Source organism: Mycobacterium sp. (assembly GCF_035506235.1).
In the GTDB taxonomy this organism is placed as follows: Bacteria; Actinomycetota; Actinomycetes; order Mycobacteriales; family Mycobacteriaceae; genus Mycobacterium.
The window spans coordinates 1-5,095 of the sequence record NZ_DATJPU010000054.1 but is presented as its reverse complement, the minus strand read 5'-3'; the positions used below and the strand labels follow the sequence as shown (position 1 = coordinate 5,095).

The following is a 5,095-nucleotide window of genomic DNA, read 5'->3' as shown; positions in this document are numbered from 1 at the left end:
ACTCGACGCCCGTCGGCGGCGCATGTTCGCCATTTGGCGCATTACGGGCGGGGTGCGATGTCATCGATCAGGCCCCCGCGCGCTAGATTCGCCGCCGGGCCCCCATAGCCCAATTGGCAGAGGCAGCGGACTTAAAATCCGCCCAGTGTCGGTTCGAGTCCGACTGGGGGCACGGTGTTTAAGCAGGTCAAGGCTGCGTACGGCTGTTCGAACGCCGTCACCAAGACCCAGAATTGTCACGGCTTGTCACAACTCGCGTGAAACCTCGGTCTTTCGCGGGCTAACGAGGCGGCATTAACCAGTGCGGTCAACCGCCGCCGCCGTGCATCCGGATCGATCTTCGGCAGCTCCACATCCGGATCAGCGGTGCCCAGCAGATCCTCAAAGAGCACCAGGTCCTCTGGCTCCGCGTCGGGAAACTGCGCCCGTATCCGCGCTCGCTCAGCCTGCGGGTCAAGGCCCTTGATGCCGGTGATCGCACGCAGCAGCCGCGCCACGGCATGGAAGGGGACCTGGCTGGTGTCCGATTCGCAGAAGGCGCTGAACACTTCCACACTCCGGGCAGCGGCCATCGCAGAGACTTCCCGCACCAGACGGCTCTTGCCGATACCTGGTGGTCCCACCACACCGACCACCGCACCGTGCCCGTCAATGGCACGGTCCAACAAACCCTCAACGGCGGCCATCTCCCACCGCCGACCCACCAGATTGCACTCAGCACGCCAGGCAGCCCGATGCCCGTCGCTCATACCCAGCAGCCGACGGGCGGGCACCGGCTCATCGGCACCCTTAATCTGAACCTGCTCAGATTCGCCGAGAGTCGCGGCGCCCTCAACCAGTCGCCCAGTCGAGTCGCTGAGCATCACCGCGCCCGGCGGGGCCACCGATTCCATCCGCTGAGCCGGCCCGGAACCGATTTCACCGGCGATCACCTCGCCAGAGTTCAGTCCCAGCCGCAACTGAAGGTCGATACCGTCCCGATCTTTGACCTCAGCGGCCAACCGGGCGGTTTCCTCTTGGACGCCCAAGACCGCGAGACAGGCACGGACAGCGTGGTCCTCCAACGCAGCCGGCGCGCCGAACACCGCCATGATCCCGTCACCGGTGAACTTGTCCACCCTGCCGCCGTAGCGTTCTACAACTGACCCACATCGGTCAGCCAGCTCGGCCATGATCTCCCGCAGCCGCTCCGATCCGACGGCTGCCGCGATCTTCATCGAGTGGACCACATCGGCGAACAGAACCGTGACCTGCTTGTACTCCGCTCGGGTATCGCTGTCCTGGACTGGTGAACCGCACCCGTCACAGAATCGCGCGCCCTCACGCGGCTCAGTGCCACACGTCCGGCACGCTGCTATGGCCGTCACCCGACCTCCGCCACTCCCGGCCCCCCGAGTTTCTCGATTCACCAGCATAGGGCGCTCGACGACTGGCACAAGAGGATTGATGCAGTGCTCTAGGCGGGCAGTTCGAAGGACATGCTGTTGCGGCGTGACCCAGACCTGAGAAGAGCCGAGGCACTTTTGCGTGAGGCACTGGAGAAGATCGACGCTACTGGTGAGACTGGCAGCTATGAGTTTCGTGGAGGAAAAGGTGCTCCCGCAGGTGCTGCGGGTGCACGACACGGTGTATCGGAAGACGAACGGCTGGATCGGTCACCGCACGCTGTGGATACCCAGCCTGCTACTGCATACAGTCGGCGCCAAGACCGGTAAGCAACGCACGACATCGCTGACCTATGCCCGCGACGGTCACAGCTATCTGGTCGTCGCCTCTAAAGGCGTCAACAAAAACAACCAAAACCGCTACACCGAATACCAGAAGCGGACATCGCGTCCCATCCCCGTCGTCGTCCTCACCCCGAAAAGCTAAAACAGCGACCAACCGCCCTCGTCGAGGATTGTCGCTGCTCTATTGAGACTGACTTTCGAGACTCTCGTATATCGTCCTTACCTTTCTTGCAGGGGGGTTCGTTGCCGCTGGCCTTAGGCTTCGAGCCACCCAGGGGCAGCGGGTATGGCTTTTATGTCGTTGCCGGCTGTAATGGCCAAAATAGATTGGCCGCCCGCTGTCCCGCGACGACTCGACCGCTAATACGAAAAATCCACGTGACATAGGCTGTTTGGTGATTCAAGCGGCCCCCAGCGGGTTGAGTGTGACCTGGTAACCCAGGTGGTTGAGTTGACCGATGAGTCGTCTGGTGGCGGCCTAACCACCAGGCTCGCGCCGACGGCACGCTGGTATCGATCGACTCCAAGTCGCTGTATCACGAAGCCAAAGCCGCCGGCATCATCTACCAAGCCACGCTGCGCCACGAGCTCAGCGCCGAGCTGCGCGTGGAATGGGGTCCGGTGGACCCGTTCACGGGGATGGCCGAAGTCGCTGGCGTCACCCAGGCCTGCGTCAAGGCGTGGTCGCAGCGCTCCACCCGGCTGCGCGACTGGGCGCACAACAATCTGGTGGTCGTCGACGGACAGCCGGCCGCTCAGCAGCTGGCCGCCGCGCAGAAAGCCACCCGGCCGGCCAAACCGAAATCGACATCGTGGGCCCAGCTGAAACACGAGTGGCGCGCCGATGCGCGCGGTCTGCACCTGGACCGCGCCGCACATCTTGCGGCGCGTACCGCGCGCCGCGCCGCCGCGCGGGTGCGGCTGCGGACCCGGTTGGCGGGCATAGTCGCCCAGATTGACAAGCCTGCGTTACGCGCGCCGATCTCGTGGAGCTGGTCGGGGCGCTGCAGCCGGTGGACGCACCCAGGGATCCGCGCGATCTGATCGAGCAGCTCGTGGACGCGCTGGGGGTGCGCATCAGCGCGGCGCGCGCCGCGCATCACCGCGAAGGACACGAGCTGTTCACCATCGAGGCGGTGATCGCCGAAGAACAGCGCATCTTTGAGTTGGTCGACGCGGCCGATGCCCGCGCGCGGCTGGATGTGCGCGCCGCGGACCTGCAGGGCCTGTCTGCCGATCAGGCGCGCGCCATCGCCACCATCGCGGCCTCGCCGTATTTGGTGCAGCCACTGCAAGCCCCGGCGGGTGCGGGCAAAACGCACTCACTTCAGGCGTTGCGCGCCGCCGCGCAGCGCACCAACAAGGACGTGCTGGTGCTCGCGCCCACCGGCAAGGCCGTCGATGAGGCGATTTGCGGCGGGGCCGGTGACCGCGGGGTGACCGTGGCCAAAGCGCTCCATCTCATCGAGGATGATCAGCTCCGCCTCGGCCGGCGCACCGTGATCGTTGTCGATGAAGCTTCCATGGTCGCCACTCCCGAGCTGCGACGCCTGCTGGAGGCCAGCACAGCCGCGGGCGCCAAGATGGTCCTCGTCGGCGACGCCTATCAGTTGTCGCCAGTTAAAGCGCGCGGCGGCATGTTGGAAAACCTCTGCGATGACCTGCCCTGGTCGCAGCGCCTCACCGAGGTGTGGCGGATGCGCGACCCCGCCGAGCGCAATGCCTCGCTGGCGCTGCGGTCTGCGCGCGGCAACCGGCTGCGCAAAGCCATCGGCTGGTACCGCAACAACGACCGCCTTCACACCGGAGACCAGATCGCCATGGCCGCCGACGCCACCACCGCCTACATCAAAGCCCGTGATGAAGGTAAAGATGCTGCGATCCTTTGTGACACCTGGGAAGTCGCCGACGCCATCAACCAACGCCTCCACGATCGCTTCACCGACCCCGACGCGCCGAGCGTGGCGGTGGCTCGCGATCAGAAAGTCCGCGCTGGCGACATCATCGTCAGTCGCCACAACGATGCCAGCTTGACCGTCGCACCCGGCGCACCCCGCCGCGAGGGTGATCGCATCGACCAGGTCCGCAATGGCAACCGCTGGCGCGTGATCGGCGTTAACACCCGGCCGGTCCGGATCGCCGCCGAGCGGCTCACCGATCAGGCCCGCGTTATCTTCGAAAGTGACTACTTGCGCGAGCACGTCACCCTCGGCTACGCAACCACCTTGCACTCCGCCCAAGGCATGACTATAGGCAAGTCCACCACCCCAGGAGTCTGCTGGACCGTGCTCAGTGATCGGGCCAGCCGCGCGATGGCCTACGTCGGCATGACCCGCGCCCGCGACGAAAACCACCTCGCCATCTACCCAGCTGTCACCAACCAAGCCCACCAACACCACGAAGCCGACACAGGCATCCACCAGATGCACCGCGGCACCAAATACGCCGCCGCGCAGCACTTTCGGATGATCGTGGCCAACGATGACCGCGTCCGCACCATGCACACCGTCGCCGCACGCACCGACCGCAAGCTCCTGCCCGCCGCCGTGGCGGCCTCACTCGACCGCAACGACCAACGCTGCGCTGCCCGTGCGCAGGCTTGGCGCCAGCACGAGGCCCAAACCCACGCCCGCGAAACCGCCTACCAACGCATCACCGCTACCAGCCACCAGCGTCGTGACCGCGAGCGCAACCGCCGTGCTCACCATGGATACGGTCTCGAACTTTAGTTGCCCACCCGGGCATTTCATCACCCGACCAGCAACCCTGAACGTCGTGGCCACGGATACCCCCGCCAAACCTCAGGACTACGCGGGCTTGCGGGCCGAATTATCCGCGCTTGCCGATGGGACCGGCTCGTCGCCGTCTGCCCGGGCCGCGCCCGCGGCGAGGTGCTTCAGCAGCTCGGCCTGGATCAGCCGGCGCCCGGGCGCGAGCCGGTGCGAGAGCCCGTTCAGCAAGATCAGCGTGCGCCCGACGAGCGCGAAGTCCTCCGGGATCTTGCGCAGGCTCGTCTCGCCAACGATCTCGAAGAAACCAGCCTCGGTGTCGCTGTCGCCGACCGTCATCAGCATCAGCGAGCGCAGGTTCTCGGGTTTCATCGAGGCGACGTCGAAGCCGAGCTGCTCGGCCGCGGAGAACGCGGATCGCGAGTCGCCGATCATCGACGAGACCATCATCGTCGCGACGAGCCGCGCGAAGCCAGGCGGCAGGTCCTTGGCCAAGCCGAAGTCGAGGAGGCCGATCCGGCCGTCGGGCAGGATCAGCAGGTTCCCGGGGTGCGGATCGCCGTGGAAGAAGCCCTGCTCGAAGATCATCGTGCCGTAGAGCGCGCCGATCTTGCGCGCGATCTCCGCGAGCTTGTG

4 protein-coding genes, 1 tRNA gene and 1 pseudogene are annotated in these 5,095 nt (G+C 65.7%); 4 read left to right on the top strand and 2 right to left on the bottom strand.

The genetic code is table 11. The features are described from left to right. Positions 1-98: 98 nt before the first annotated feature. Positions 99-172 (top strand) — tRNA-Leu (locus VMD50_RS05680). Positions 173-266: 94 nt separating this feature from the next. Here VMD50_RS05680 and VMD50_RS05675 read toward each other — a convergent pair. Further along, positions 267-1,367 (bottom strand): annotated as a pseudogene (locus tag VMD50_RS05675) (adenylate/guanylate cyclase domain-containing protein); the annotation flags it as partial. Positions 1,368-1,572: 205 nt separating this feature from the next. Between VMD50_RS05675 and VMD50_RS05670 the strand changes: the two are divergent. The 3 genes from VMD50_RS05670 (at position 1,573) to VMD50_RS05660 (ending at position 4,459) form a co-directional block, all read left to right on the top strand. Further along, entirely contained in the window at positions 1,573-1,872 is a 300-nt protein-coding gene (locus tag VMD50_RS05670) for a nitroreductase/quinone reductase family protein (RefSeq protein ID WP_325425699.1), read from the top strand. 365 nt (positions 1,873-2,237) lie between these two features. Then, a complete protein-coding gene (locus tag VMD50_RS05665; protein ID WP_325425701.1) occupies positions 2,238-2,774 on the top strand; it encodes a relaxase domain-containing protein in 537 nt (178 codons plus the stop codon). After that, positions 2,717-4,459: an ATP-dependent DNA helicase gene (locus tag VMD50_RS05660; protein WP_325425697.1), complete on the top strand. Its 1,743-nt coding sequence runs from the start codon at positions 2,717-2,719 to the stop codon at positions 4,457-4,459. Before VMD50_RS05665 ends, VMD50_RS05660 begins: the two co-directional genes overlap by 58 nt. Positions 4,460-4,537: 78 nt before the next feature. Here the strand turns inward: VMD50_RS05660 and VMD50_RS05655 are convergent. After that, positions 4,538-5,095 (bottom strand): AarF/UbiB family protein (locus VMD50_RS05655; RefSeq protein WP_325425695.1); only part of this gene is annotated, 558 nt, incomplete at its 5' end.

Bases quoted from the DNA above. Each gene is read 5' to 3' on its own strand.
- VMD50_RS05670 (WP_325425699.1), top strand. From the start codon at position 1,573: ATGAGTTTCGTGGAGGAAAAGGTGCTCCCGCAGGTGCTGCGGGTGCAC.